This window comes from uncultured Mailhella sp. (assembly GCF_963931295.1).
In the GTDB taxonomy this organism is placed as follows: Bacteria; Desulfobacterota; Desulfovibrionia; order Desulfovibrionales; family Desulfovibrionaceae; genus Mailhella.
This window is the reverse complement of record NZ_OZ007001.1, coordinates 1815785-1840853: the sequence shown is the minus strand read 5'-3', so window position 1 is coordinate 1840853 and position 25069 is coordinate 1815785. Positions and strand designations below refer to the sequence as shown.

The following is a 25069-nucleotide window of genomic DNA, read 5'->3' as shown; positions in this document are numbered from 1 at the left end:
AGTTTTTCACAAACTAGCCGCAAACGGCATTAAAAACAAGGCGGCCGCCCCGAAGGACGACCGCCCTGACAACCATTTTTTGCCTCCTTCCGAAGGCGGAAAGCGTTCCGGGGTTAATCCCAGACGCGCTTGTCTTCGATGGGCTTGATCTGCGGAGGCAGACTGCCCGGAGCAAGAATGCGCAGTTCGGGGCGCAGCTTGATGCGCTCGCGGAACAGGTGCTGAAGTTCTTCCTTGCGCTTGAAGTTGCTCGCTTCGACGTAGAGCACCATTTCGTCCACGCCGCCGGGGTTGGTGACTTCGATCTGCCAGCGCTTGATTTCCTCGAAGCGGGCCATGACCTGTTCCACCTGATGCGGATACACGAACATGCCCTTGATGCGGGCGGTGGTGTCCACGCGGCCCACGATGCTGCCGAGGCGCGGGCTCGTGCGTCCGCAGGAGCAGGGCGTGCGGTCGATGTAGGAAAGGTCGCCCGTGGCAAGACGGATCAGCGGATAGGTCTTGTTGAAGGCGGTCACCACCACTTCGCCCACTTCGCCGTCCTTGAGCGGAATGCCGGTGTCGGGATGGCAGATTTCCACATAGCAGCGGTTGGAAATGTGCAGACCGTTCTTCTGGAAGCACTCGTAGCCTATGCAGCCCACGTCGGCGGTGCCGTAGCCCTGGCGCATGATGATGTCGTACTTCTTTTCCATCTGGCTGCGGATTTTTTCCGACAGGCGTTCGCCGGTCACGAAGGCCACTTCCAGGAAGAGATCCTTGCGCAGGTTGAGGCCCTTTTCTTCGGCGCGCTGGGCAAGGTGCATGAGGAAGCTCGGCGTGCCCACGTAGCCGGAAACGCGCAGCTTCTGCATGATGTCGAGCTGCGTGGCGGCGTCGGTGGGACCGGCGGGAATGGAGGCGCAGCCGAGATTGCGCAGCGGCTCTTCAAACATCAGGCCCGCGGGAGCCAGGTGATAGTTGAAGGTCACCTGCACGGCGTCGCCGGGACGGAAGCCCACGGAATAGAAGGCTTCGGTGTATCCCCAGTAGTCGTCGTTTCTGTCTTCGGGGTCGAAGATGGGGCCGGGGGAAAGGAACACGCGGCGCAGTTCGCCGATGTCCTTGGTGAGCAGACCGCCGAGGCGCGGTCCCATGGTCTGCAGGAAGATGAGTTCCTTCTTTTTAAGGATGGGAATATGTTTGAGGTCGGACAGCGTCTTGAATTTTTCGACGTTGAACTGCGCGCGGTCGAAACGCTTCTTAACGTCTTCCGAATAGCGGTAGGCGTAGGAAAGCAGATCCTTGAGCTGAATGAGGTTGTACTGACGGCGTTCGCTCTCGTCGAGCACTTCGCGACGACTGTAGATACCTTCCGTACGATCTTTGCGGGTCATGGCTGGACTCCGTTTTAGGGAAATGTCTTTTGCTGGAGCTGAAAGTAAGCATTTATAGACGAATTGACGGAATATTGCAAGGATTTTTTTATTTTTTATGATATTTCAAATGGTTATGTTAATATTTTTCTTGGCTTGATTTCCTCTGTTCGGAAGGGGTATCCTAAAAATGTTGGACAGACGGGGCAGTTCGGCGTAAAAGATTGCCTCCGTTCTGCACGATTTTCCTTTTTTTCATGCTCGGGCGGCCTCCCGGCCGGCCTAACCATACATCCATTTTTCGCGAGGTGTGCGCTCATGATGCCCAAAGTCGTTCTGCTGGGCCGCCCCAACGTGGGCAAGTCCACCCTGTTCAACCGCCTCATCCGCAGCAACCGCGCCATCACGCACGACCGTCCGGGCGTCACGCGCGACCGCATGGAAGGCGTGGTGCGTTCCCGCTACGGACGCGACTTCGCCATTGTCGATACCGGCGGCATCACGCTGGATCATCACGAAGCCGTGGCCGAAGGTCCGGCAGGCATCCGCGGCTTTGAGGCCGACATTCTGCGTCAGGCCGAGGCCGCGCTGAAGGAAGCCGACGTCATCTGCATGGTGGTGGACGGCCGCGACGGCCTCATGCCCTTCGACGAACATCTCGCCTCGTACCTGCGCAAGTGCGACAAGCCCATTCTGCTCGTGGTCAACAAGGTGGACGGCGCGGAAAAGGAAGAGCTCATGCTGGCCGAATTCCACGGCCTCGGCTTTCCCCTCATCGCCTGCTCCGCGGAACACGGGCACAACCTGCGCGCCCTTGAGGAAGAAATCCGCGACATGCTGCCGGAAGACGACGGCTTCGACGAAGACGATCAGGAAGAAGCCTCCGAAGAGCTGGAAGAAGACCGCGACAAGCCCGGCATCCGCCGCCGCAAGGCGACCGATCATCTGCGCCTCTGCCTGCTCGGCCGTCCCAACGCGGGCAAGTCTTCCATGACCAACGCCTTCATCGGCGAAGACCGCATGATCGTGAGCGATCAGGCGGGCACCACGCGCGACAGCGTGGACGTTTCCGTGGAGAAGAACGGCAAGACCTACACCTTCGTGGACACCGCCGGCGTGCGCCGCCGCTCCCGCATCACCGACACCGTGGAACGCTTTTCCGTGAACTCCTCGCTGAAGAGCACCACCAAGGCCGACGTGACCTTCCTGCTGCTGGACGCCACCGAAGGCCTCACCACGCAGGACAAGCGCCTCATCGAACTGCTCGACGAGCGCAAGACGCCCTTCCTCATCATCGTGAACAAGATAGACCTCATTCCCACCAAGGCCCGCGCCGACCTCATGAAGGATCTTCAGGAAGAGCTCAGCTTCTGCTATCACGTGCCGCTGGTGCCCACGTCGGCTCGCACGGGCGAAGGCCTGAACAAGCTCATTCCGCTTGCCGAGCGCATCTACGCCGAGTGCGGCACCCGCGTGTCCACCGGTCTGCTCAACCGCGCCATGGAAGAAACCCTCACCCGGCATCAGGCTCCCGTGGTGCGCCGCGTGCGTCCCAAGTTCTTCTATCTCACCCAGGCCGAAAGCGAGCCGCCCACCTTCGTGTGCTTCGTCAACGACGCCGACCGCGTGGCGCCTTCCTACGCCCGCTATCTGGAACGCTCCCTGCGCCGCATGTTCGGCATACGGCACGCGCCCATGCGCCTGCATCTGAGATCCTCTCACGCCAAGCGGGAGAAAAAGTAGTCCGACGGGCCATGAGGAAACTGCCTCATGGCCTTTTTTCATGACGGCGCGCTCCCCTCACCCGGCAGGCGGCTCCCGCGGCGCGCCGCGCGCGTCACGAGTTACGCCCCCTCCCCCGGGCCGAAAGCGAACCGCAGCCTTCGTGTGCTTCGTCAGCGGCGCAACGACCGAAAAGCCACGCACTTCAGAACCCGGCCCTCTCCGACAAGACCGCCTTTACCGGAGGCACCGGCTCGGCAGGCGCAGCGGCTGCGGCCCGGCGACGCTTCCGAAAAACGTCCGCATCATCCAAACGCTGAGGAGACACCATGACCATCGAAGAAATCAAGGATCGCCCGGAGGGGATTCTCGGATGCCTGCTGCTGATCTGGGAATCCTCGGTGGCGGCCACGCACGACTTTCTTTCCAATCAGGACATCATTCTGCTGCGCCCGCACGTGCTTGAGGGGCTGCGCAAGGTCCCCGTGCTGCTTGCTGCTCTGGAGGACGACAATCCCGTCGCGTTTCTCGGCATGCACGACGACATGGTGGACATGCTCTTCGTTGCTGCCTCCCACCGCGGCCGGGGGCTGGGGGGAGAGCTTCTCTATGAGGCCCTCCGGCGCGGCGCGCGCCGCGTGGACGTCAACGAACAGAACGCGCAGGGTCTCGGATTCTACCTCCACGCCGGATTTGAGGTCGCGGGACGCAGCGCCTCCGACGCCCTCGGCCTTCCCTTTCCCATCCTGCATCTGAAGCTCGCCTGAACGCGCCTTTTTTCTCATGAGGCTCTGCAACTGCGGTCGCAACGGCGACGCATAAGCTCTCTACTGGTGCGGAAAATAACTTCGCGCCTGCCAAGTTTTTCTTCACAATACTCATAGCTTTTTATCGGCGCGCATGGTACCTGTAAAGAAAAAGGAGGTTCCATGAGTACTCTTGTCGTCGTTGCCTATCCCAACGAGTTTCAGGCTGAAGAAGTACGTCTGAGACTTCTCAAAATGCAGCAGGAATATCTTGTCGATCTGGAAGACGCCGTCATCGCCGTCCGCAAGGAGGACGGCAAGATCAAACTGCTTCAGCTCCACAACCTCACCGGCGCCGGGGCCGTTTCCGGCGGCTTCTGGGGCCTGCTCATAGGTCTGCTTTTCATGAATCCCCTGCTCGGCGCGGCTGTAGGCGCCGGGGCCGGCGCCATTTCCGGCGCGCTGGCGGACGTCGGCATCAACGATCAGTTCATGAAGCAGCTGGGTCAGAATCTGAAGCCCGGAGGCTCCATGCTGTTCATTCTCTTCCGCAGCATCACCCTGGACAAGGCCCTGCAGGAACTCGCGGGCACGGGCGGCACCATCATTCAGACCTCGCTCTCCCACGAGGACGAACAGCGTCTGCGCGACGCCATGGACAAGGCCGACGCCGACCATGAATGCGACGCCGCCGAAGCCACCATTTCCCGCAATTCCAGCCACGGCTCCAACCTCCGCTGCGGCGACGCGGCCCCCGATCCCGCCCCCGCCGACAAGCCCGAAGACGCGGAATGCGACCCTGCCGAAGAGACCATCTCGCGCAACTCCAGCCGCGACTCCAATCTGCGCTGCGGCGAGGCCGAAGAAAAGCCCGCCGAAGACTCCGTCGAATGCGACGCCGCGGAAGAAGCCATTTCCCGCAATTCCAGCCACGGTTCCAACCTCCGCTGCTGATTTTCCTCTGTCTCCGCATGGTTCCAGGCCGGAAAGCTCGCTTTCCGGCTTTTTTTGCGTTCCCGCCGCGCCCGTTCCCCTGGCCGGAGTCGTGAGAGAGGCGTGATTCCGGCGGTTGACAGGCACATGTCACCTCGATATCCTGACCTATCTTTTTCCGATTTTAATCCAACCCCGGAGGAAACATATGGCCACTGTGCTTGGCAAGGCATTGACATTCGACGATGTCCTTCTGGTTCCCGAATATTCGGAAGTCACGCCGGACATGGTTGACGTGTCGGCATGGCTGACTCCCAGCATCAAGCTCGGCGTACCCTTCATCTCTGCCGCCATGGATACCGTAACGGAAGCCGAAATGGCCATTTCCATGGCCCGTCAGGGCGGCATAGGCATCATCCACAAGAACATGGACGTCGCCCGCCAGCGCCTTGAAGTGGAAAAGGTCAAGAAGTCCGAAAGCGGCATGATTCTCGACCCCGTCACCGTCGCCCCCGACGACACGGTGCAGCACGCTCTGGACCTCATGTCCGACTTCCGCGTTTCCGGCCTGCCCGTGGTGAAGAACAGCGCGCTCGTCGGCATTCTCACCAACCGCGACGTGCGCTTCGTCACCGAACCGCAGACCACTCTCGTCTGCGAAGTGATGACCCGCGAAAACCTCGTGACCGTGCCCGTGGGCACCACCCTCGAAGAAGCCAAGCATCACCTGCACGCCCACCGCATCGAAAAGCTCCTCGTCGTGGATGAAAACCGCCAGCTGCGCGGCCTCATCACCATGAAGGACATCGACAAGGTGCAGCAGTACCCCAACGCCAGCAAGGACGACAAGGGCCGTCTGCGCGTGGGCGCCGCCGTGAGCATCAGCAAGGACTGCGAATATCGCGCCTCCGAACTGCTCTCCGCCGGCGTGGACGTGCTCGTGCTCGACTGCGCTCACGGCCATTCCGCCAACGTGCTGCGCAGCGTGGAAATGCTGCGTTCCACCTTCCCGAACTGCCAGCTCATCGCAGGCAACGTGGCCACCTATGAAGGCGCGAAGGCCCTCATCAAGGCCGGCGCCGACACCGTGAAGGTCGGCATCGGACCCGGCTCCATCTGCACCACCCGCGTGGTCGCCGGCGTCGGCGTTCCGCAGGTGACGGCCGTCATGGAAGGCAGCCGCGCCGCCCGTGAAGCCGACCGCTGCTGCATCGCCGACGGCGGCCTCAAGTTCTCCGGCGACATCGTCAAGGCGCTCGCCTGCGGCGCGCACACCGTCATGATCGGCAGCATGCTCGCCGGCACCGACGAAAGCCCGGGCGAAACCATTCTCTATCAGGGCCGCGCCTACAAGACCTATCGCGGCATGGGCTCCATCGACGCCATGCGCGCCGGCAGCGCCGACCGCTATTTCCAGAACCCCACCAAGAAGCTGGTGCCCGAGGGCATCGTGGGTCGCGTGCCCGCCCGCGGTCCCGTTTCCGACACCGTGTTCCAGCTTGTGGGCGGCCTGCGCTCCGGCATGGGCTATCTGGGCGCTTCCACCCTGGACGAGCTCTATCAGAAGGCCCACATGGTGGAAATCTCCGCTTCCGGCCTGCGTGAAAGCCACGTCCACGACGTCATCATCACCAAGGAAGCCCCCAACTACAAGGTCGAAAACTAACCGTCACGGCCCTGCTTCGCCCTACCCGCGGAGCAGGGCCTCAACATCTCTGGAAATCGCATGTCCAAAGTCATCATTCTCGACTTCGGCTCCCAGGTCACCCAGCTCATCGCCCGCCGCGTGCGCGAGGCCGGAGTCTATTCCGAAATTCATCCCTGCGTCACCTCCGCCGAGGCCGTGGCCGCCATGCATCCCGACGCCGTCATTCTTTCCGGCGGCCCCGCCAGCGTGGGCGAAAAGGACGCTCCCCGTCTCGACAAGGGCCTGCTTGAACTCGGCGTGCCGGTGCTCGGCATCTGCTACGGCATGCAGCTTCTCGCCCACGAGCTCGGCGGCGTGCTCGCCCAGTCCGAAACCCGCGAATACGGCCCCGCAGACTTTGAAAAGGTGGCCGACTGCCCCCTGTGGGACGGCATTGCCTCCCTCGCCGAAGGCAAAAGCTCCCGCGTGTGGATGTCCCACGGCGACAAGGTGCAGACTCCTCCCCCCGGCTTCATCGTGACCGGCCGTACCGCCACCCTCGACGTGGCCGCCATGAGCTGCGACGAACGCCGCATCTACGCCCTGCAGTTCCATCCCGAAGTGCATCACTCCGAAGACGGCGCGCAGATGATCCGCAACTTCCTCTTCAAGGTGGCGAAGATCACGCCCGACTGGTCCATGAGTTCCTTCGTGGAACGCGTGGTCAAGCAGGTGCGCGAAACCGTGGGCGACAGCCACGTCATCTGCGCCCTTTCCGGCGGCGTGGACTCCACCGTGGTGGCTGTGCTGCTCAACAAGGCCATCGGCCAGCAGCTGCACTGCATCTTCGTGGACAACGGCGTGCTCCGTCAGAACGAAGGCGAAGAAGTCGTGGGCTACCTGCGCGAACATTTCAACCTGAATCTTAAGTATATTCAGGCTTCCGATCTGTTCCTCGGCCTGCTGGCCGGCGTGGACGATCCTGAGAAGAAGCGCAAGATCATCGGCCACACCTTCATCGACGTCTTCGACAAGGAAGCCCAGGCCATCAAGGCCGCCGGGCACGACGTGAAGTTCCTCGCTCAGGGCACGCTGTACCCCGACGTCATCGAATCCGTTTCCTACAAGGGACCGAGCGCCGTCATCAAGAGCCATCACAACGTGGGCGGCCTGCCCGAAAAGATGAACATGAAGCTCATCGAACCCCTGCGCGAACTCTTCAAGGACGAAGTGCGCGCCGTGGGCGCCGAACTCGGCATTCCCGAATCCATCCTGTGGCGTCATCCCTTCCCCGGACCGGGTCTGGCCATCCGCGTCATCGGCGAAGTGACGAAGCCGCGCCTGGAAATCCTGCGCAAGGCCGACGTCATCGTCATGGAAGAACTCCGCGCCTCCGGCTGGTACCGCAAGGTCTGGCAGGGCTTCGCCGTGCTTCTGCCGCTCAAGACCGTGGGCGTCATGGGCGACGGCCGCACCTACGAGCACGTCATCGCCCTGCGCATCGTGGAGAGCGTAGACGCCATGACCGCCGACTGGGCGCGCCTGCCCGCCGATCTGCTGGCCAAAATTTCCGGCCGCATCATCAACGAGGTGAAGGGCGTCAACCGCGTGGTGTACGACATCTCCTCCAAACCGCCGTCCACCATCGAGTGGGAATAAACCTCTCTGCCCCGGAAGCCCGCTTCCGGGGCTTTTTTTATCTCCGCATCCGACGAATTTTCCGATGTTCTCCCCATGACGCGTCCGCGTCGCCCATGCCCCCTGTTCTTTTTTCTCAATCTGCTCTACTCTGCGACGCAGCGCGCGCACCCGCGCCCTCCCTGTTTCTGACCCCCGCCCACTGCCGGGCAAAGCGGCCCCTTCCGGCCGAACGCTCCAACTCGTCGTTTTGCGGACATTTTCCATGCGCACGCCCAAAAACAGCATGACCGGCGGCTCCATATGGAAGGCCATCACCTTCTTTGCCATACCGCTGATTCTCGGAAACTTCTTTCAGCAGCTCTACAACGCCGCCGACTCCCTCATCGTAGGCAACCTGCTCGGCGGCAAGGCGCTCGCCGCCGTCAGCGGCACAAGCAATCTTATCTTTCTGCTCGTGGGCTTCATCAACGGCATCAGCCTCGGCGCGGGAGTGGTCATCGCCCAGCAGTTCGGAGCCTCCCTCTTTCGGGACATGCGTCACTCCATTCATACGCTCGTGGCCTTCGGACTCGTTGCGGGACTCGCCCTCACCATCTTCGGCGTCGCCTTCACCCCGCAGATACTGCGCTGGATGAACACCCCCGCCGACGTCTTTGCCGACACCGCCCAGTACCTGCGTGTGTACTTCGCCGGCGCTCTCGGCCTCGTCGTGTACAACGTGCTTGCAAGCATTCTTCAGGCCGTGGGCAACAGCCGTTATCCGCTGTATTTTCTCATCCTTTCCTCCGCGGTCAACGTCGTGCTCGACATTGCCTTCATCAGTCTCTGCCACTGGGGCGTGTGGTCGGCCGCCGCGGCTACCGTCATTTCCCAGCTGCTCTCCGCCGTGCTCTGCGGAGTCGTCCTGTGCCGCACGAGCACTCCCTGTCATCTTTCCCTGCGAAACATCCGCTTCCACGCACACTGCCTGCGCCCGCTCGCCGTGTACGGCTTTCCCTCCGGCATGCAGAACTGCGTCATCGGTCTGTCCAACGTGGTCATCCAGAGCTATATAAACACATTCGGCGCAGCTGCCATGGCGGCCTGCGGCGCGTATCAGAAAATAGAGGGCTTCTGCCTCATTCCCATCATGAGCATAGCCCTTGCCCTCGCCACCTTCGTGGGGCAGAACACCGGCGCGCATCATCCCATGCGGGTGCGCGCAGGCATGAAGTTCGGTCTGACGCTATCCATGATTCTGGCCGAAATCATCGGTTTCGGCGTTTTTGTCTGGCGAGAGGAACTCATAAGCGTATTCAGCCCCGATGCAGACGTCATCCGCCTCGGGGCTGAATACGCCAAAGTGGCCGCGCCCTTCTATCTGCTGCCCGCCTGCACGCACGGCCTGGCCGCCGCCTTCCGCGGCGCAGGACGCCCCATGTTCGCCATGGCCGTCATTCTCATCTGCTGGTGCGCCGTGCGCGTATGCACACTTTCCACGCTCATGACGATTTTTCCCACCATTTCCACCATCTACTGGATCTATCCCGCCACATGGATACTGAGCTCCCTGATCTTTATGATTGCCTGGTGGAAAATGAACGACGCTCTCCGCAAGGGCTGCACCGTTGCGGCAAAGGCCTGATCGCAACCGAAAACGCCGTCCAGAACATTCCCAGATGAACGCCGTGAACGCTGTCGTCAGACCCATGAATGCGGAAGAATATCCGCTTCTTGAAGACTTCCTCTGCGAAGCCGTCTTTCAGATGCCGGGAAACAAGCCCGCGCCGAAAAACATCATCGAGGCTCCGGAGCTTCGCGTCTACATACAGGATCTCGGCAGGCGCAGGGACGATTTTTGCCTGTGCGCGGAATCGGAAGGACGCGTGATCGGCGCCGCATGGGCCCGGCTGAGCACCGGATTCGGCCGCATCGACGACCAGACGCCGGAACTTGCCGTGTCCGTGCTCAAGGCTCATCGCGGCCGAGGCGTCGGCTCCGCCCTTCTGCGCGCCCTGATCGCCCGGCTCAGACGCGCGGGTTTTGCGCAGGTCTCGCTCTCCGTGCAGAAGGCCAATCCCGCCGTTCGTCTCTACCGCCGCCTGGGCTTTTGCGTCGCCTGCGAGCAGGAAGGCGAACTTGTCATGATTCTCCCCCTTTCACGCCTCAAAGAGACTCGTATCAACCCCGCTTCCTCATGAACTTCTTTGAGCTCGTCTATCGCATCGTGCGTGCCGTTCCGCCCGGGCAGGTCATCAGCTACGGGCAGGTGGCGTTTCTGGCCGGCAATCCGCGCATGGCCCGGCAGGTCGGCTGGGCGCTGCACGTCTGCCCGCCGGACGTGCCCTGGCAGCGGGTGGTGCGGAAGGACGGCAGCCTCGCTCCCCTGCCGCCCGACGGATCCTCCCGTCAGCGCGCCCTGCTGGAGGCCGAAGGCGTAGCCTTCGACTCGCGCGGACGCGTGATACGCGGGCATTTCGGCGACGGTCTTTCCGCGCGCGACGAGGCGTAAACGCCCCTTCTGCCAAGCCCGCGGAAGACAAGGATGCACTTGAAGGCCCCACAACGATATGCTACCGTCCAAGGCTGACGGAGAGATAACCCGCTTGAGGAGTTTTTATACATGTTCGGCATCGGCAGCACAGAATTGCTGGTCATCCTGGTCGTGGCCCTTCTCGTTCTCGGACCCAAGAATCTGCCCAAAATAGCGCACACGCTCGGCCGCGCCATGGGAGAATTCCGCCGCGTGTCCACGGAGTTTCAGCGCAGCCTCAATACGGAAATAGCCTTTGAGGAAGAAGAGGAAAAAGCCAAGGCGAAAAAGGCGGCGGAACGTGAAAAGACGACTTCCGGTTCGACCGGCAGCTCCGCTTCGGAGACGGAAAACAAGGCCTGAACGGATCACCGGTATGGAAGATAAAGACTATTCCCAGACCCCGATCGACGGGGACGACAAGCAGAACGACGCCAAAGACGCCAAGCCGGACCTTGCCTCCTATTACGCTTCCGCGGCCAGAGCCGCAGCCACCGGCCACGAATTCCGTCCCGATCAGCCCGCAGACGACGCTCCGGCGGAAAAGCACGACGAGCCTTCCGACATTTCCGAAGACGGCAGCCCGCACGGCCCCCTCAATCTTTTTTCGGACGACTCCCGCGCCGAAGAACCCGAGAGTGCAGGCGACGACGCGCTGAACAGCGACGACGCATCCGGCCCCGACGCCGAAGAGACGCCGGACGCCGGCAAGGCTGACGAGACGCCCGAGGCAGACAACGCCGACGGAAAAGAACCGGAAGCAGACAAATCTCAGACAGAGGAAACTCCGCCGAAGGAACCCGCGCCGCCCTACGAGAACGCGCCCGCCTTTGCCGCGTTTCAGGCTCCGGCAAAAAACGACGATCGCGACGACGATGACGAACCCGAAGGCGCGGAAGACGACGTGCCCATGAGCATTCTCGGGCATCTCAACGAGCTGCGTCGGCGTCTGTTCCGCATCGTCATCATCGTGGTGCTCGGCTTCGTGGCCTTCTACGGCGTGTCCGAACAGCTGTACGCCTTCCTGTCCGCGCCGCTTCAGGCCTGCATGCCCGAGGGCAGCAAGCTCATCTACACCTCGCCTCAGGGAGCCTTCTTCACCTACATGAAGGTGGCGCTTGTGGCGTCGCTGTTCGGCACCAGTCCCTTCAGCTTCTATCAGCTGTGGGCCTTCATCGCGCCGGGCCTCTACCGCGAGGAAAAAAGGGCCGTGCTTCCGCTCGCCTTCTTCTCCTCCATCTTCTTTCTGGCCGGCGCGGCGTTCTGCTTCTTCCTGGTGTTCCCCATCGCCTTCCAGTTCTTCATGGGCTTTGCCACCGACACCATCGTGCCCATGATCTCGGTGGAGGAATACCTCAGCTTCGCGCTCAAGCTGCTGCTGGCCTTCGGCCTGGTGTTTGAAATGCCCCTGTTTGCGTATTTCCTCTCGCGCTTCGGCATTCTCACGCCCGATCTCATGCGGCGCTCCCGCCGCTACGCCATTCTGGCCATCTTCATCGTGGCCGCCATACTGACGCCGCCCGACGTGTTTTCCCAGTGCCTGATGGCCCTGCCCATGCTGGTGCTCTATGAGGTCAGCATCTACGTGTCGGCCATAGCCTACAAGAAAAAGGAAGACAAAAAAAGCGACGACGAAGACAAGGAGGAGGCCTGATGTCGCAGAATGACGAACCCCGCAGCGCAACGCTTTCGCGCTCCACGGGAGAAACCTCGGTCAGGCTGGAACTTCGCCTCGACGGCAGGGGAGAGACCACCGTTTCCACGGGCTTCGGCATGCTCGATCACATGCTCACGCTCACGGCCTTCTGGGCCAGATTCGACCTTAGCCTCACCTGTTCCGGCGACATGCACGTCGATGCGCATCACACCACGGAAGACGTGGCGCTGTGCCTCGGCAGGGCCCTGCGCGACGCCCTCGGCGACAGAAAGGGCATAGCCCGCACGGGCTGGGCCCGCGTGCCCATGGACGAAGCCCTGGCCGACGTCACCGTGGATCTTTCGGGCCGCCCCTGGCTGGAATTCCGCGGCGACGAGCTGCTGCCTCCGGTCATCGCCGGCGAGGAAAAGGACGTGTGGCGGGAATTCTACAAGGCGCTGGCCTCGGCGGCACAGTGCAATCTTCACATTAGCTTCCAGTACGGTAAAAACGGACATCACCTGCTGGAATCCGCCGCCAAGGGACTGGGCCTTGCGCTGGCGCAGGCTGTACGACGCAGCGACGACCGCATGCCCAGCACCAAGGGGAGTCTCGACTGATGCCTTTCCGTCATTTTCTTCTCGTTCTGTTCAGTCTGTGCCTGCTGGCCGGCTGCCAGAAAGCCGAGGAACAGCAGCGCCTCATCATGCCCGATCTCGTGGTGGCCGTTGCGCCCTTCACGCAGCCCACGCAGACTGCGGAACTGCTTTCCGGCTTCATTCCCGAAGACCAGAAGCGCATCTCCGACCAGACGCTGAAAAGTCTGGACGCGCTGTTCCGTGAAAAACTTCATCCCAACCTGCATCCCTACGTGTTCCTGAGCGACGCCGACATCAGCGGCGACATGGCGAAGGACGAACGCGGCCGCCGCAACGCCCTCGTCACCTGGGCCGAGCGCGCCAGAAAGGCGGGCGCGGACATGATCATCGTACCGCAGGTCATCACCATGCAGGAGCGCGTGGGCGGCAAGGCCGGCGTGGTTTCCGCCGCCGCCGTCAACGAGGACTTCTACCTCATCGACGCGCGCAATCCCGTGATGCTCGTCATGCGCTGCCACTTCGCCGAAGAACAGAAGCCCCTGGCCAGCGACATCACCAAAATAGGAACCTTCTTCAAGCGCGGCGGAAGCTGGGTCACGGCGCAGGAACTCGCGGCCGAAGGCATGGACAAGGCCGTGGAGGCGTTCGGACTATGATCATCTTTCCCGCAGTCGATCTGCAGAACGGCAAGGCCGTGCGTCTGAAGCAGGGCAAGGCCGACGAATCCACCATTTTCAGCGACGATCCCGTGGCCGCCGCCCTGCACTGGCAGGAGCAGGGTGCCGAATGGCTGCATCTCATTGATCTCGACGGCGCGTTTCAGGGCAAAAGCGTCAACGCCGATCTCGTGGCCCGCATCAGCCGCGCGCTCGACATTCCCATCGAGCTCGGCGGCGGCGTGCGCGACGAAGACGCCGCCCGCATGTGGTTCGACGCCGGCGTCGCCAGGCTCATCATCGGCACCATGGCGCTGGAAAAGCCCCGGGAATACGCGAGGCTCTGCTCGCTCTTTCCCGGAAAAATCGGCGTCTCCCTCGACGCCGTGGACGGCCGCCTCAAAACCCGCGGCTGGGTGACCGACGCCGGACTCACCGTGGATGAAGTCATGCCCCGCCTCGTGGGCGACGGCACGGCCTTCATCATCTACACCGACATCGCCCGCGACGGCATGCAGAGCGGCGTGAACATGCCCATGCTCTCGCGCCTCGCGCACGCAAGCCCCGTGCCCGTGGTGGCCGCAGGCGGCGTGGCCACGCTGGACGACATCAAGAAGCTCTACCCCCTCAGCGTGGAAGCCAACCTTCAGGGCGCCATCTCCGGACGCGCCATCTACGAAGGAACGCTGAATCTGCCCGAGGCCATGGCCTGGATCAAGGCCCAGAAGGCCTGAGCCTCTCTCTGCCCGACAAGCCCGCATTCGCAGGAATGCGGGCTTTTTTCGGTCGCGCGTAACGCCCCGGCAGCCCTTGAAAGCAACACCTTCCGCGCAGGCGCGCAGGAGGCGATCAGTCCTTCCGTGCGTCTCGCCTCTTTTCTCACGTCCGCAACTTGCGGCATCGCTTTTTTTCTTCTCGCAACAAGACCGCAAAAACCTTCCCGGACAACGCGTTTGAGACAAAAAACGCCTGCACATTCTCCGCAATTTCCCGGTATGTTCCCTCAATGTGTGATCCGGTACGCTTGACAGTGCGACGCTTTACGGGCTACTGCTGCCCCATCAACGCCATTTATTACGCAAGGAAGTCATCATGTCCTCCGACAGTCCCAGTCAACGCTGCTTCACCTTCAACCCCCTGAGCTGACCGACCTTGCGCCCCCTCTCCCCGCAGGCCGGACAGCCTGACGAGGAGCTCCCCATGTTTTTTCCCTCCCTCTCCCGCCTCTTCCGGCGGGGCCTCCCCTTCGCGTTCCTGCGATTCTTCACGCCTCCCTGCCCTTTCTCGCTGCGCTAGTTCCTGAGCAGTTCGGTCTTTGCCGTCGCCCGTCTTGAGGCCGCTGCGCCGCCCGGGCCCGAACTGCGCTCAAGGCAGCCTCAAAGCGCACGGCAACGCCGCGCCCCTCATTCCCAAAACATCATCCCACACACTCAAAAGGAGATCTTCATGGACAACCACAGCAGCTGTCCGACGAACCGTCCGTCCGTCGCCGTTCTTCTTTCCCCTTCTTCCGACATCACAGAGGAAAACAGCCATGACCCATAAGGAAATTCTGCGTCTCATCTGCGAACTGTCCCATGCCGGCAACACCCGCGACTTTGCAAGACTCGTCGAAAAGGCGCATCCTTCCGACACCGCAGAGGCGCTTGCCGAACTGCCTGTCTCCACGACACTCACGCTTCTGAAACAACTGAACGACGAAATCGCCGCAACCCTCTTCGGCTATTTTTCCGAGTCCCTCCAGACGCAAATTTTTCACGGCCTGCCGCCCGTCGAGGCGGCGCGCCTCTTTGAACATCTGCCCGCCGACGAACGCGCCGACTTCTACGCGCTGCTTTCGCCGCAGGCTCAGCAGGCTCTGCTTGCCGCTCTGAGCGAAGACGTGCGTCGCGATCTGATGCGCCTTTCCGCCTTTTCCGAAGAGAGCACCGGCTCCGTCGCCACTTCCGAATACATTTCCGTGCTGCCCGAAACGCGCGTGGCCGCGGCGCTCAAGACCGTGCGCGCCGCCGCCCGCCGATGCGAATCCATTTACGTCGTCTATGTGCTCGACAGGGAGCAGCGTCTGCTCGGCGCGGCATCGCTCCGGGACCTGCTTCTCGCCGACGACGGCGAGCTCATGGAAAACGTCATGCGCCGTCACCCGGTGTGCGCCCGCGCGTCCTGGCCCCGGGAGCGCGCCGCGGAAATGATTCGCCGCTACGATCTGCTGGCCCTGCCCGTCACCGACGAACACAACAAAATGATGGGCGTCATCACCGTGGACGACGCCATGGATGTGGAAAAGGAACAGGACGCCTCCCAGCTTGCCCGCTTCGGCGGCACCGCCACGGCCGGGGACACGGAACTCGATCTGCTCAAATCCCCTCTGTTCAGCATGTTCAAGGTGCGCGCATTCTGGCTCGTCTTTCTCACGGTGTTCGGTGTGGTCACGAGCAACTTCGTGGCCGCGCAGGAAGAAATGCTCTCGCGTGTCATCGTGCTCGCGGCCTTCATCGCGCCCATCGTGGACATGGGCGGCAATACGGGAAGTCAGTCCGCCACGCTGGTGATACGGGCCATGGCCGTGGGCGACGTCACCCCCGGCATGAGGGAGCTGTGGCGCGTGTTCCGGCGCGAACTTCCCGTGGCCTGCGCGCTCGGGCTCACCGTGGCCCTCATCGAAGGCTCGCTCGCCTGGGTTTCCAAGGGCGTCGATGCGCCCGTGCTGCTCACCGTGGGACTCAGCATGTTCGTCTGCACGGCCTCCGGCGGTCTCATCGGCCTCGCTCTGCCCTTCCTCGCCCGCCGCATGGGCACGGATCCCGCCACGCTTTCCTCCCCGCTCATCACGTCCGTCATGGATCTGCTCGGGGTGTTCATCTACTTCGGCTTCGCCTACCTCTTCCTCGGCGACGCGCTCGCGGCCGCGCTCCTATAAAAAAAGCGCCGAAGCGCCTCCCCGCGCGGGAGACGTTTCGGCGCTGTCCGGCGCTGCCGGAAAAGATCAGGATCGCTTCATGGTCAGAAGCAGCACGGAGCCGATGACCAGCGCGCAGCCCACCCAGCCGATGAAGGAAAAATTCTCGTTCCAGAGCCACCAGCACAGCAGCGTGCCGACCACCGGTTCCAGATTGCCCAGAATGGCGGCTTGAACCGGCGACAGATAGCGCAGCGACTGGCCGTACCAGAAATAGGAAACATAGGTCGAGACAAAGCTGAGAATGAACAGCGCTCCCGCCGCATGCATGGATATGGGCCGAAAATGCGCGAAGAAGGAAAGCACCACCGCCGCGGGAAGAAAGGTCATGGCAAACAACGCCTGCGTGGAATAGCGATCCTTGTACCAGGCAAAGAACAGGAACTGGAAGGCGTAGGTGAAGCCGGAAAGCAGGCCGCAGCCTATGCCCACGTACGACACCTCGCCGCCCAAGCTTCCGCCCGAAAGACAGACCAGACTGGTGCCCACCATGGCCAGCGCCAGGGCCGTGATCTTAGCCGAGTTGATGGCTTCATGAAACAGAATGCGCGAGAAAAAGGCCACCCACGCCGGAGCCGTGAACATGAGAATGATGGCGATGGCTCCGCCGCTTTTCTGAATGGAAATCTGCAGGGAAAGAATCACGAGGGAAACGTTGATCGCGCCGAACAGCATCATGCTCACGAGGTCGCGCCTTCCGGCATGCAGGCCGCCCACGAGCATGGCGTGAATGAGAAAGCACACGCCGGAAATGGCCATGCGCCAGAACGCCACGGTGGCAGGCTCCATGCCTTCCGCAAAGCACACGCGGGACACGGGCCCGATGATGGCCCACGCCAGAGCGGCAAGCACGCAGTACGCCGTGCCGAGCCAGAATCCGCGATCACTGAAATTAAGCTTCATTAACTGATTCTCTCCACTATGCCGAACTCAAGATTGCATGCGCCCGCCAGCGTTCCGAACCGGTCGACGGCCAGCGCAAGCGCCTTTTCCAGTTCCGCCCTCGGGGAAAAGGAATAGATCACCGTCAGCAGACGGCGACTTTCCGGAGTCACCATGGCCCTCGTGGAATCGCTCGTGGGACTGCCCACCGGGCCTGCTTCGTCGGCCAGAAGAGGCATGCATTCCAGATTCACGGAGTCCTTGCCGATGCCGGGATACGATTCCCCGGGCTTTCCGCGCCGCAGCACGACGGACCCCTCAAGACGATCCCTGTCGTAGGAGCCGAGGGAAAATCCCGTTTCCAGAGAAACGAGATTGTTCACGTCCACCACGGCATTGATGCGGTACAAGTCCCGTCCCTGACGGACGCGCCGGTACAGGGCTTCGGACGACACTCTCCAGCGGCCGGGATCCTTGCCGCAGGCGCGGTACGCGCGGCGCGACTCGCCGAGGTTCGGCATGTCGGCAAGGGGCGTCGAATCCAGCTGCGCCTTCAATGCGGGCAGCAGCTCCTCCACCGCGTTCCATACGGACGCGTCGGATTCACGAGGTTCCGCGTCATAGATCAGCCAGCCCAGACGGCAGTCCGGGCAGCAGGCATGCATATCGTCGTCAATGCGCAAATCCGGCTTCATGAGGCACGCTCCGGTTCAGATATGAAAAAAGCCGCCTGTGTGTACAGGCGGCTGAAATTCTGGTGGAGATGAAGAGAATTGAACTCTTGGCCTCTTGAATGCCATTCAAGCGCTCTCCCAACTGAGCTACATCCCCGTTGCACATGTACATTTGCCAGATTCGGCAGCATCCGTCAAGAAAAAAAGCGGCATACGCCCCGTTTTTCCTGCCGAAAGCTTATTCCAGCACGTCAAGGGCGTCGAGCACGGGCTGAAGCGTGCCTTCCTCCTGCGCCTCGCGCATGAGACGGCCGATGTACTGAAGCTGACGCCTTTTCGCCTCAAAGCCGGAAAGCCTGTCGTACTCGTCGAGCCCGTCCTTGAGATCGGGCGGGAGCGGCAGACGGGCCCGCTTCACGGCGGGAATTCTGGCCAGCTTTTCCCCCACGGCCTGAAGCGCGGCGCTGTCGCGTTTTTTCTGCGAACGGCTTACGCGTTCCTCTTCCTCCGCGCCGCCTATCTGATACCGGTTCTTGCGGGGCATTACTGCTGCACCTCGGGGCCGCTCTCGTCGGGATTGAAATTGGCGCTCTCTTCCATTTCGAGCGTGTCGATTTTCTCTTCCAGCCACTCCATCAGCGCGCGGGCCGTGTGATAGTTGAAGAGCACCCGCGAATGGATGTGTCGCGTGATGACGCGCTCCTCTTCGTCGAAGGGAACCACTTCCGCTCCGAAGGCGCCGTCCGGCTCCACGGCTCTTTCGGAAAACGACGGCAGCTTGTCGCTTTCCACATAGAAATTCACTTCTATTTCACCCTGCGGATTGATGCCGCCCCACACGCCGTGCGTGTACTGCAGACGACAGTCGGGATCCTGAGTGTATTCGTAACGCACCCTGCTGGGATATCTGATCTGACTCATGAGGACCTCTCAAAAATGGGGCCGCCTCTCGGACGAACCCGAATTTCCTTTCATATCCCGCCTTGCCCGGCAAGTAAAGAATATCCTCCCCCCTCCGGGCCGTTTTGACCGGCCGACACTTGACGGAACCGCGGCCTCGCGGCACATTGAAACATTCCTGACGGCTCAGGCGGGAACCCCGGCCGGTCCGACATCACTCCGAGAGGATTTTTATGAACAGCTACACCAAGGAAACGCTGCAAGTCCGCCCCATTTTCGACTTTGAACTGCTGCTGAGTCTGCTTTCCGAAAAGCGGCTCGGCGGCAAGGTGCTCGAAGAGCTGGCCGACGCGTGGGAACGCTGGCTGCCCAAGCTGCACGCCATCAAGCTGGAAACCGGCAAAGGTCGCTATCTCGCGCTCTGGCTCGATCAGGACGTGGAAAAGGAAGTGGACGAAGAATGGGCAAAATCCGCCGAATACGGATTCCGCCTGAGCGCCCTTGCCCAGACCATGTGCCAGTGCGCCGTCTATCAGCTCATGCCCGAAGTGGAAGACGCCGGCTGCGCGCCCGCTCCCCAGCCCACGGCCGCGCTCCGCGAAGCGCTGGCCGCCGAAGGCCTTGACTATCAGGACGTCACGCATTCCATGCTGCCCAAGTTCAGCGTGCTCACGCCCTTCCCCTTCCACGGCGCGTGCGACATCTGCTATCTGCGCAAGGAATGCCCCAAGGCCAACGGTCAGTCCAGCGAATTCCGCTCCTTTGAAATCGGCGGCGATCCGCAGCAGCAGGCCTAGTCATGGACCGCGAACGTCTGAAGGAAGGCTTCTTCCACATCTTCAAGGCCGCGGGCTACTCTCTGGCCGGTCTCAGAACGGGCGTGCGCCTCAGTCTTGCCTTCCGGCAGGAATGCGGCGTTTTCATCGCCCTCATCGTGCTGCTCGCCGCGTGCGGCAAGCCCCTGACCACGTGGCTCATCGCGCTTGGGGCGTGGCTGCTCGTCATGATGGCGGAGCTCATCAACACGGCCATTGAAGAGGCCCTCAACCTCATCACGCGCGACTACAACATTGCGGTGAAAAACGCCAAGGACATGGCTTCCGCCGCCGTGTTCCTCATGCTGGCGCTCAACGCCGCGCTCTGGTTCTGCATCTTCATTCTGGGACTGTTCTGAGCCGGACGGGGCGCGTTCTCATTCTCCAAAGCGCGCCGCCTTCCGCGCATGCCCTGCCACCTGCCGAAACACGGCAGCGTATGAACGCAAGCTCTTCGCGCCCGGCGACCTGACGTGCCCGACACGTCCGGAGAGCGCCGCAACACCGGCTCCGATCAAGCGATCAGGCGACGCGCGCCCGCAATCCGAACACTGGCAGAGCCTTCCGATTTCTCTCCGCAGCATTCTCCTGCGGCACTCCTTCAACGCATCGGGGAAACGCCCATGGAAACCGTTTTTCTCAAAAAAGGCGAAGACCGCCGCCTGCGCGTGGGACACCTCTGGGTGTTCAGCAACGAAATAGACGTCAAACGTTCGCCGCTTTCGTCGTTTGCGCCGGGGCAGTCCGTGCTCGTGGCCGACTGCGGCGGACGTCCGCTCGGCACGGGCTACGTCAATCCCGCCTCGCTCATCGCCGTGCGCCTGGTGAGCCGCAAGACGGATGAAGCGCTCGACGCGGATCTGCTGCGCCGCCGCCTCTCCGACGCTCTGGCATTGCGCGAACGCATGTTCCATGCGCCCTTCTACCGCCTCTGCCACGGCGAAGGCGACTTTCTGCCGGGACTCATCGCCGACAGGCACGGCAATCACCTCGTCTGCCAGATCACTACGGCGGGCATGGACGCGCACACCGACGAACTCGTTGCCGTGCTCGACGAGCTGCTTCACCCCGCCTCCATTCTGCTCGACAACGATGTGGCTTCCCGCGATCTTGAAGGCCTCGAACGCTTTCAGCGCGTCGCCCTGGGCTCCGCGCCCGACGAAATTTTTGTGGAAGAAAACGGCATGCGCTATGCCGTCGCTCTGCGCGGCGGTCAGAAAACGGGCTGGTTCTACGATCAGCGCCTGAACCGCGCCGCGCTTGCGCCCTTCGTGCAGTCGCAGCCGGGCTGCACCGTGCTGGACGCCTTCTGCTACGCCGGCGGATTCGGCGCGCTGGCGGCCAAAAACGGCGCGGGAAAAGTCACGTTCATGGACGCTTCCGCCCACGCGCTCTCCTACGCCGAACGCAACGCCGGACAGTTCGGCACGGCCACGGAATCCCTTCAGGGCGACGCCCTCACTCTGCTCGCCGATCTTCGCCGCGAAGGCCGCACCTTCGACATTGTGTGCCTTGATCCGCCCGCGTTCATCAAGCGCAAAAAGGACGCCCGTCAGGGCCTCGAAGCCTATCAGCGCGTCAACGAACTGGGCCTCGATCTCGTGCGTCCCGGCGGCATGCTCATGACCTGCTCCTGCTCCCATCATCTGGAAGCCGACGCCCTGCGCAATCTGGTCACCCGCGCGGCAGGCAAAAGACGCCGTCACGCCCGGCTGCTGTTCCAGGGCTTTCAGGGGCCGGATCATCCCATTCATCCGGCCATGCCCGAAACGGCCTATCTCAAGACCTTCCTTTTCCATCTGCCGGAATAGGCATCAGGGGCGACCTTTTCAGGCCGCCCTTTTTTACGCCCGAAACGCCGCTTTCCCCGCCAGGAAAAACGTGAACGCCTCGCGCAATGCGGCGGGGACGGGCAACCGGCATGTCCCCCCCTGCCCGGCGCGCCCGACAGACGGCTTTTTCCCGCCGAAGAAGCCGCAACGCGTCCGCCCGACCGGCGCTGCGCTCTTTTGCCTGCCGTTTTTTTCCGAAAGACGCCGTGCCCTCGAATCCCGGCCTGCGCCATTCTGCAATTGCCCTCGCCGCCGGAGCGCTCCTGCCGAAAACGACCTTTGCTCCCGGCAGCTTATCTTCGCCGGGCCCGACTTGCGCTTGCTGCGCGCTTCTTTTTTCTATACCGTGAAAAACGCGCATTTTCCGCGCCACCCATTCCGGCGCGCCGCCGGCACAAGAGGTTTTTGTCATGTCATCCATTCAGGCTACCCGTATGCTTACCCCGGGCCCCACGCCCATTCCCGACCGCGTTCGTCTGGTCATGGCCTCCCCCCTGCTTCATCACCGCAAGGACGCCTTCAAGACCATTCTGGCCGAAAACCAGATCATGCTCAAAAAGCTCTTCTGCACGGAATCTCCCGTCATTCCGCTGGCCAGCTCCGGCACAGGCGGCATGACCGCCGCCGCGTTCAATCTCTTTGAACCCGGCGAAAAGGTGCTCGTGGCCACGGCCGGATATTTCGGCAACCGCTGGGTGGACATCGCAACCATGCGCGGCCTCACCCCCGTAGTGCTGCGCAAGGACGCCGGAAAGTCCTTCGATCCCGAGGAAATCCGCGCCATGCTCGACGCCGATCCCGCCATCCGCGGCGTGTTCATGCAGATTTCCGAAACGTCCACCGGCGTGCTTCATCCCGTGCAGGAAGTGGCGGCCATCACCCGCGAGCGCAACGTGCTCTTCGTGGCCGACGGCATTTCCGCGGTGTCCATCTCGCCCGTGCGCATGGACGAATGGGGCATCGACTGTCTCATCACCGGCTCGCAGAAGGGCCTCATGCTGCCCCCCGGTCTGGCCTTCATCGCCCTCTCGCCCCGCGCCTGGAAGCGCGCCGAAGAAGTGCGCCCCCAGTGCTACTACTTCGATCTGATTCAGGAACGGGCCAGCTGCGCCAAGAATCAGACTCACTACACCTCGCCCATCAGCCTGCTCATGGGCCTGCACGAAGCGCTGACCATGCTGCATGAGTTCGGCATGGAAAACGTGTTCAAGAAGCAGTGGGCCCTCACGCAGATGGCCAGAACCGGCCTTGCCGCCATGGGCATGAACCTGTTCGTCAAGGAAGAAGGCCGCTACACCTGGGGCCTCACCAGCGTTCTCATGCCCGAAGACATGCCCGCCGGTCCCATCGTGGCCAAGGCCTTCAAGGATTGCGGCGTCATTCTCACCGCCGGTCAGGGCGACCTCAAGGACAAGGTGATTCGCCTCGCCCACATGGGCTGGATAGACTGGGCGGATCTCGCCGCCGGTCTGCACGCGCTTGCCTGGAGCCTGCCGGAAAAGCCGAAGGGAGCCTATCTCGAAGCCGCACTCGACGCCTATCACGCGGCACTCGGAGAATAATCGGCAGACGCACATCCCCAAAAAGCCTCAAACACGCGTCCAGACCAGCGCACCCGAGGCGGCTGCCGACGCCTTTTCACAAAAAAAGAACCGGCCTGAACTTGTCAGGCCGGTTCTTTCACATGAAGGGCAAAGGACGTCTCAGCGCAGCAGCATGAACACGCCGGTAAACATGCACAGGAAGGCAATGGCCTTTTTGAGCAGCGCCGTGTTCATGTGGCTGGCCGCGCGTATGCCCGCCCAGACGCCCACGCTCTGAAGCACCACGGACATCAGTGCAATATTCCAGTTGATCTGGTCGATGATGATGTTGCCGATGCTGCCGGAAAGACAGGCGAACATCTGGAAGGGCTGCGCCGCCGCCACCGTGGCGAAGGGAGCAAAGCCCATGACGATCATCATGGGCACGGAAAGCACCGGGCCGCCCATGCCGGTGAGGCCGGCCATGAATCCGACGAAGGAGCCGACGAAGAGCAGGTAGCGGAAGCGCCCGCGTTCCGTTTCCATGCTCCGCATGGGATGGGGCTGACGCAGAGCAGCCGCGCCAGAAATGATGATGAGCACGGCCAGAATGGCGTTGAGCGCCACGTCGCCCACCACGTGCTTGGTGAGCGCGCCGAAGCAGCTGAACAGCAGCGCGCCGATGCACTGAGGAACCACAATCTCCTTTTTCAGATTGCCGCGCCGCCAGTGCAGGAACGTGCCTACTGCGGCGGTGAAGAAAAAGCTGCACAGCGCCGTGCCCGACGCCAGGGAAAGCGGCATGCCCGTGCCGTACTGTATGGCCGGAATGAGCAGAATGCCGCCGATGCTGGTGGCGCCGCAAAGAAAGCCCACGACTACAAAACTGATGATGAGAGAAATCGTCATACTCCGTCCCCATGACCGAACGCCCGACGGTCTTCCCCCGTCGTCAGGGCGCGACGCGCTCCCGCTTCACGCTGTGCATTTTCGCCTATGCCGTATGGCACAACGTTGCGGTCTCCTGCGGATGCCGTCGCCGCATCCCTTGTCCGATCTCACCGGCATATTCAGCAATATGTCGATATCAATAGTAAAAAAGTTTTTCAGCGGCATAAGCCGCTCTGGCATGAAACATGCATTGCATCCCTGATGAAACAAACAGACCTGTGAGATAAATCATGCGACTTTTTCTTGCCACCGCCTTTTGTCTGACGCTTTTTGCTCTCAACTCCATCTTGTGCCGTGCGGCTCTGGTCGTCTGGGGCATGGAGCCGCTCCAGTACACCGCCATACGCGGCCTTTCCGCCGCGGTCATGCTGGCTTTGCTGTGCGCCCTTCATGTGGTGCGCGGCGCGCCCGGCAAAGGCTCCGTGTGGAAACAGGCCTGGAAGGAAAGCTCCTGGGCCGGTTCCCTGTTTCTCTTCCTGTACATGTTGTGCTTCTCCCTCGCCTATCTGACCATGCCTTCGGCCGCAGGAACGCTCATCCTCAATATTTCCGTGCAGTTCGGCATGGTAGGATGGGGCCTCGCCCAAGGCGTGCGGCTCACCCGCATGCAGGCGGCAGGTCTCGCCCTGGCCTTTGCCGGCCTTCTGGCCCTGCTCTCTCCCGGTCTGACCGCTCCGCCGCTGGTCGGCGCCCTGCTCATGGTGATTTCCGGTCTCTCCTGGGGCGGATACAGCATCTGCGGCCGCGGCGCGTCTTCCGCCTCGCTGGCCACGGCGGGCAACTTCTTCCGCTGCGCCATTGCGGGCGTCGTCACCGCATGCGCCGCCATGATGCTTGAGGGCCCCGCGCATCCCGCGGCCTGGGCCTGCGCTCTGGCCGCCGGCGCCGTGGCCTCCGCGCCCGGATATGTTCTGTGGTACGTCATCGTTCCGCGCTACAGCCTGACCGGCTCGTCCGTCATCCAGCTCAGCGTGCCGCTCATCACTGCGGTGCTGGCCGTGCTGCTGCTCAACGAACCCATCACCCTGCGCCTTGCCCTGTGCTCCGTGCCCATTCTCGGCGGCATCTGTCTGGCGCTCGTTTCCAGGCAAAAAGCCTAGAGA

Annotated in this window: 23 protein-coding genes, 1 tRNA gene and 2 pseudogenes; 19 read left to right on the top strand and 7 right to left on the bottom strand. The window is 62.1% G+C overall.

The features are described 5' to 3' along the window. Nucleotides 1-113: 113 nt before the first annotated feature. Nucleotides 114-1379 carry a phenylacetate--CoA ligase family protein gene (locus tag ABGT79_RS07575; RefSeq protein WP_077071475.1) on the bottom strand — a complete coding sequence of 422 codons (1266 nt, stop codon included), beginning with the start codon at nucleotides 1377-1379 and terminating at the stop codon, nucleotides 114-116. 297 nt (nucleotides 1380-1676) lie between these two features. On the opposite strand from ABGT79_RS07575, the gene der reads away from it, so the two are divergent. The 14 genes and pseudogenes from der (at nucleotide 1677) to mgtE (ending at nucleotide 16350) form a co-directional block, all read left to right on the top strand. Beyond that, a complete protein-coding gene (gene der / locus ABGT79_RS07570) occupies nucleotides 1677-3101 on the top strand; it encodes a ribosome biogenesis GTPase Der (RefSeq protein ID WP_294487745.1) in 1425 nt (474 codons plus the stop codon). A gap of 308 nt (nucleotides 3102-3409) precedes the next feature. Further along, nucleotides 3410-3847 carry a GNAT family N-acetyltransferase gene (locus ABGT79_RS07565; protein WP_346665688.1) on the top strand — a complete coding sequence of 146 codons (438 nt, stop codon included), beginning with the start codon at nucleotides 3410-3412 and terminating at the stop codon, nucleotides 3845-3847. A 162-nt stretch (nucleotides 3848-4009) separates the two neighbouring features. Continuing rightward, nucleotides 4010-4492 (top strand): annotated as a pseudogene (locus tag ABGT79_RS07560) (DUF1269 domain-containing protein); the annotation flags it as partial. Nucleotides 4493-4967: 475 nt separating this feature from the next. After that, entirely contained in the window at nucleotides 4968-6425 is a 1458-nt protein-coding gene (gene guaB / locus ABGT79_RS07555) for an IMP dehydrogenase (protein ID WP_294487750.1), read from the top strand. A gap of 60 nt (nucleotides 6426-6485) precedes the next feature. Further along, nucleotides 6486-8045, top strand: coding sequence for a glutamine-hydrolyzing GMP synthase (guaA, locus tag ABGT79_RS07550; RefSeq protein ID WP_346665687.1), 1560 nt, complete (start codon nucleotides 6486-6488; stop codon nucleotides 8043-8045). A 244-nt stretch (nucleotides 8046-8289) separates the two neighbouring features. Then, complete coding sequence (locus ABGT79_RS07545) at nucleotides 8290-9651, top strand: MATE family efflux transporter (RefSeq protein WP_346665686.1); 1362 nt, start codon at nucleotides 8290-8292, stop codon at nucleotides 9649-9651. A gap of 34 nt (nucleotides 9652-9685) precedes the next feature. Continuing rightward, entirely contained in the window at nucleotides 9686-10207 is a 522-nt protein-coding gene (locus tag ABGT79_RS07540; RefSeq protein ID WP_346665685.1) for a GNAT family N-acetyltransferase, read from the top strand. Continuing rightward, a complete protein-coding gene (locus tag ABGT79_RS07535) occupies nucleotides 10204-10518 on the top strand; it encodes an MGMT family protein (protein WP_346665684.1) in 315 nt (104 codons plus the stop codon). The genes ABGT79_RS07540 and ABGT79_RS07535 overlap by 4 nt, the downstream gene beginning before the upstream one ends. A gap of 111 nt (nucleotides 10519-10629) precedes the next feature. Next, nucleotides 10630-10830 (top strand): annotated as a pseudogene (tatB, locus tag ABGT79_RS07530) (Sec-independent protein translocase protein TatB); the annotation flags it as partial. Nucleotides 10831-10915: 85 nt separating this feature from the next. Then, the gene (gene tatC / locus ABGT79_RS07525; protein ID WP_346665683.1) at nucleotides 10916-12193 is read left to right on the top strand and encodes a twin-arginine translocase subunit TatC; all 1278 of its coding nucleotides are present in this window, start codon (nucleotides 10916-10918) and stop codon (nucleotides 12191-12193) included. Then, a complete protein-coding gene (locus ABGT79_RS07520; RefSeq protein WP_346665682.1) occupies nucleotides 12193-12795 on the top strand; it encodes an imidazoleglycerol-phosphate dehydratase in 603 nt (200 codons plus the stop codon). The genes tatC and ABGT79_RS07520 overlap by 1 nt, the downstream gene beginning before the upstream one ends. Beyond that, on the top strand, nucleotides 12795-13430 hold the full coding sequence (locus ABGT79_RS07515) for a nucleoid-structuring protein H-NS (RefSeq protein WP_346665681.1): 636 nt from the start codon (nucleotides 12795-12797) through the stop codon (nucleotides 13428-13430). The genes ABGT79_RS07520 and ABGT79_RS07515 overlap by 1 nt, the downstream gene beginning before the upstream one ends. Next, nucleotides 13427-14164, top strand: a complete 738-nt coding sequence (hisA, locus tag ABGT79_RS07510) for a 1-(5-phosphoribosyl)-5-[(5-phosphoribosylamino)methylideneamino]imidazole-4-carboxamide isomerase (RefSeq protein WP_294489258.1) — start codon at nucleotides 13427-13429, stop codon at nucleotides 14162-14164. The genes ABGT79_RS07515 and hisA overlap by 4 nt, the downstream gene beginning before the upstream one ends. Nucleotides 14165-14964: 800 nt before the next feature. Then, nucleotides 14965-16350 (top strand): magnesium transporter, encoded by a 1386-nt coding sequence (gene mgtE / locus ABGT79_RS07505; RefSeq protein WP_346665680.1) that lies wholly within the window; start codon nucleotides 14965-14967, stop codon nucleotides 16348-16350. Between the two features lie 66 nt (nucleotides 16351-16416). On the opposite strand, the gene ABGT79_RS07500 is transcribed toward mgtE, so the two are convergent. The 5 genes from ABGT79_RS07500 to ABGT79_RS07480 all read right to left on the bottom strand — a co-directional run bounded on the left by ABGT79_RS07500 (nucleotide 16417) and on the right by ABGT79_RS07480 (nucleotide 18866). Next, nucleotides 16417-17292, bottom strand: a complete 876-nt coding sequence (locus ABGT79_RS07500) for an EamA family transporter (RefSeq protein ID WP_346665679.1) — start codon at nucleotides 17290-17292, stop codon at nucleotides 16417-16419. Continuing rightward, complete coding sequence (locus ABGT79_RS07495) at nucleotides 17292-17966, bottom strand: phenylalanine--tRNA ligase beta subunit-related protein (RefSeq protein ID WP_346665678.1); 675 nt, start codon at nucleotides 17964-17966, stop codon at nucleotides 17292-17294. The genes ABGT79_RS07500 and ABGT79_RS07495 overlap by 1 nt, the downstream gene beginning before the upstream one ends. Before the next feature lie 60 nt (nucleotides 17967-18026). Then, nucleotides 18027-18102 (bottom strand) — tRNA-Ala (locus tag ABGT79_RS07490). Nucleotides 18103-18183: 81 nt separating this feature from the next. Further along, the gene (gene yjgA / locus ABGT79_RS07485; protein WP_346665677.1) at nucleotides 18184-18489 is read right to left on the bottom strand and encodes a ribosome biogenesis factor YjgA; all 306 of its coding nucleotides are present in this window, start codon (nucleotides 18487-18489) and stop codon (nucleotides 18184-18186) included. Continuing rightward, complete coding sequence (locus ABGT79_RS07480) at nucleotides 18489-18866, bottom strand: hypothetical protein (RefSeq protein ID WP_294489275.1); 378 nt, start codon at nucleotides 18864-18866, stop codon at nucleotides 18489-18491. The genes yjgA and ABGT79_RS07480 overlap by 1 nt, the downstream gene beginning before the upstream one ends. A 212-nt stretch (nucleotides 18867-19078) precedes the next feature. Between ABGT79_RS07480 and ABGT79_RS07475 the strand changes: the two genes are divergently transcribed. The 4 genes from ABGT79_RS07475 to ABGT79_RS07460 all read left to right on the top strand — a co-directional run bounded on the left by ABGT79_RS07475 (nucleotide 19079) and on the right by ABGT79_RS07460 (nucleotide 23054). Then, nucleotides 19079-19642, top strand: a complete 564-nt coding sequence (locus ABGT79_RS07475) for a hypothetical protein (RefSeq protein ID WP_346665676.1) — start codon at nucleotides 19079-19081, stop codon at nucleotides 19640-19642. Nucleotides 19643-19644: 2 nt separating this feature from the next. After that, nucleotides 19645-20019, top strand: a complete 375-nt coding sequence (locus ABGT79_RS07470; RefSeq protein ID WP_346665675.1) for a diacylglycerol kinase — start codon at nucleotides 19645-19647, stop codon at nucleotides 20017-20019. Between the two features lie 264 nt (nucleotides 20020-20283). Further along, complete coding sequence (locus ABGT79_RS07465) at nucleotides 20284-21471, top strand: class I SAM-dependent rRNA methyltransferase (protein WP_346665674.1); 1188 nt, start codon at nucleotides 20284-20286, stop codon at nucleotides 21469-21471. Nucleotides 21472-21902: 431 nt separating this feature from the next. Next, nucleotides 21903-23054, top strand: a complete 1152-nt coding sequence (locus ABGT79_RS07460) for an alanine--glyoxylate aminotransferase family protein (RefSeq protein WP_346665673.1) — start codon at nucleotides 21903-21905, stop codon at nucleotides 23052-23054. Between the two features lie 141 nt (nucleotides 23055-23195). Here the strand turns inward: ABGT79_RS07460 and ABGT79_RS07455 are convergent, their stop codons facing one another. After that, a complete protein-coding gene (locus ABGT79_RS07455) occupies nucleotides 23196-23924 on the bottom strand; it encodes a sulfite exporter TauE/SafE family protein (protein ID WP_346665672.1) in 729 nt (242 codons plus the stop codon). Between the two features lie 272 nt (nucleotides 23925-24196). Here ABGT79_RS07455 and ABGT79_RS07450 point away from each other — a divergent pair, with 272 nt between their 5' ends. Beyond that, complete coding sequence (locus ABGT79_RS07450) at nucleotides 24197-25066, top strand: DMT family transporter (protein WP_346665671.1); 870 nt, start codon at nucleotides 24197-24199, stop codon at nucleotides 25064-25066. The last annotated feature ends 3 nt before the right edge of the window (nucleotides 25067-25069 follow it).

Bases quoted from the DNA above. Each gene is read 5' to 3' on its own strand.
- tatC (WP_346665683.1), top strand. From the start codon at position 10,916: ATGGAAGATAAAGACTATTCCCAGACCCCGATCGACGGGGACGACAAG.
- ABGT79_RS07495 (WP_346665678.1), bottom strand. From the start codon at position 17,966: ATGAAGCCGGATTTGCGCATTGACGACGATATGCATGCCTGCTGCCCG.
- der (WP_294487745.1), top strand. From the start codon at position 1,677: ATGATGCCCAAAGTCGTTCTGCTGGGCCGCCCCAACGTGGGCAAGTCC.
- ABGT79_RS07535 (WP_346665684.1), top strand. From the start codon at position 10,204: ATGAACTTCTTTGAGCTCGTCTATCGCATCGTGCGTGCCGTTCCGCCC.
- ABGT79_RS07470 (WP_346665675.1), top strand. From the start codon at position 19,645: ATGGACCGCGAACGTCTGAAGGAAGGCTTCTTCCACATCTTCAAGGCC.
- hisA (WP_294489258.1), top strand. From the start codon at position 13,427: ATGATCATCTTTCCCGCAGTCGATCTGCAGAACGGCAAGGCCGTGCGT.
- guaA (WP_346665687.1), top strand. From the start codon at position 6,486: ATGTCCAAAGTCATCATTCTCGACTTCGGCTCCCAGGTCACCCAGCTC.
- ABGT79_RS07455 (WP_346665672.1), bottom strand. From the start codon at position 23,924: ATGACGATTTCTCTCATCATCAGTTTTGTAGTCGTGGGCTTTCTTTGC.
- ABGT79_RS07520 (WP_346665682.1), top strand. From the start codon at position 12,193: ATGTCGCAGAATGACGAACCCCGCAGCGCAACGCTTTCGCGCTCCACG.
- ABGT79_RS07545 (WP_346665686.1), top strand. From the start codon at position 8,290: ATGCGCACGCCCAAAAACAGCATGACCGGCGGCTCCATATGGAAGGCC.
- ABGT79_RS07540 (WP_346665685.1), top strand. From the start codon at position 9,686: ATGAACGCCGTGAACGCTGTCGTCAGACCCATGAATGCGGAAGAATAT.
- ABGT79_RS07515 (WP_346665681.1), top strand. From the start codon at position 12,795: ATGCCTTTCCGTCATTTTCTTCTCGTTCTGTTCAGTCTGTGCCTGCTG.
- ABGT79_RS07465 (WP_346665674.1), top strand. From the start codon at position 20,284: ATGGAAACCGTTTTTCTCAAAAAAGGCGAAGACCGCCGCCTGCGCGTG.
- ABGT79_RS07575 (WP_077071475.1), bottom strand. From the start codon at position 1,379: ATGACCCGCAAAGATCGTACGGAAGGTATCTACAGTCGTCGCGAAGTG.
- ABGT79_RS07460 (WP_346665673.1), top strand. From the start codon at position 21,903: ATGTCATCCATTCAGGCTACCCGTATGCTTACCCCGGGCCCCACGCCC.
- ABGT79_RS07565 (WP_346665688.1), top strand. From the start codon at position 3,410: ATGACCATCGAAGAAATCAAGGATCGCCCGGAGGGGATTCTCGGATGC.
- ABGT79_RS07480 (WP_294489275.1), bottom strand. From the start codon at position 18,866: ATGAGTCAGATCAGATATCCCAGCAGGGTGCGTTACGAATACACTCAG.
- mgtE (WP_346665680.1), top strand. From the start codon at position 14,965: ATGACCCATAAGGAAATTCTGCGTCTCATCTGCGAACTGTCCCATGCC.
- ABGT79_RS07450 (WP_346665671.1), top strand. From the start codon at position 24,197: ATGCGACTTTTTCTTGCCACCGCCTTTTGTCTGACGCTTTTTGCTCTC.
- guaB (WP_294487750.1), top strand. From the start codon at position 4,968: ATGGCCACTGTGCTTGGCAAGGCATTGACATTCGACGATGTCCTTCTG.
- ABGT79_RS07475 (WP_346665676.1), top strand. From the start codon at position 19,079: ATGAACAGCTACACCAAGGAAACGCTGCAAGTCCGCCCCATTTTCGAC.
- yjgA (WP_346665677.1), bottom strand. From the start codon at position 18,489: ATGCCCCGCAAGAACCGGTATCAGATAGGCGGCGCGGAGGAAGAGGAA.
- ABGT79_RS07500 (WP_346665679.1), bottom strand. From the start codon at position 17,292: ATGAAGCTTAATTTCAGTGATCGCGGATTCTGGCTCGGCACGGCGTAC.